This window comes from Sulfitobacter sp. HI0129 (assembly GCF_001635395.1).
In the GTDB taxonomy this organism is placed as follows: domain Bacteria; phylum Pseudomonadota; class Alphaproteobacteria; order Rhodobacterales; family Rhodobacteraceae; genus Sulfitobacter.
The window spans coordinates 1-507 of record NZ_LWGH01000915.1 but is presented as its reverse complement, the minus strand read 5'-3'; the positions used below and the strand labels follow the sequence as shown (position 1 = coordinate 507).

The window sequence follows — 507 nt, the reverse complement described above, 5'->3', positions numbered from 1 at the left end:
CGCCAGCGCCGCTTCGGCCGCGCCGATGAAAAGCGCGGTGGCCCCCTCCAGATAGGCGGCACCGCGATCGGCCCAGCCGTGGTCTTCGGTGAACCAGTCGAGCGGCTGGACGCTGTAGCGCATGTCCACGCCCGCGTTCTCGAAGGCGGGAACCAGCCTTTCGAACTGCGGATACCGGGGGCCGAGCAAGCGGCGCGCATGGTCAAGCACCACGTCCTGCGGCAACCGATGCGGCGGCAGGGCGGTACCCAGCCCGCGCAGCGTCACGGCCTGTGCCGTCTCTGCGGGCGCGGCAGACATATGGGCCGGATTGCTCTGATACACTTGGCTGTCCTTTCGGGCGGTGCCGTCGATCTTTCGGCGGTAAACCCTGAACCTAGCCCACGCCCAGAAGGCGACCAGCAGCACCACGCACCGGGCCGGACACATTCATTTGTTCGCCCCTTCCAGCAATGGGGCAAAAAAGGGTGGGGCGGGCATGGCACCATGGCGCGGTTGCCCCTATAA

1 pseudogene is annotated in these 507 nt (G+C 67.1%); it reads right to left on the bottom strand.

The window, feature by feature from the left end:
- Positions 1 to 429 (bottom strand): annotated as a pseudogene (locus tag A3764_RS20905) (hypothetical protein); the annotation flags it as partial.
- Between the last annotated feature and the right edge of the window lie 78 nt (positions 430 to 507).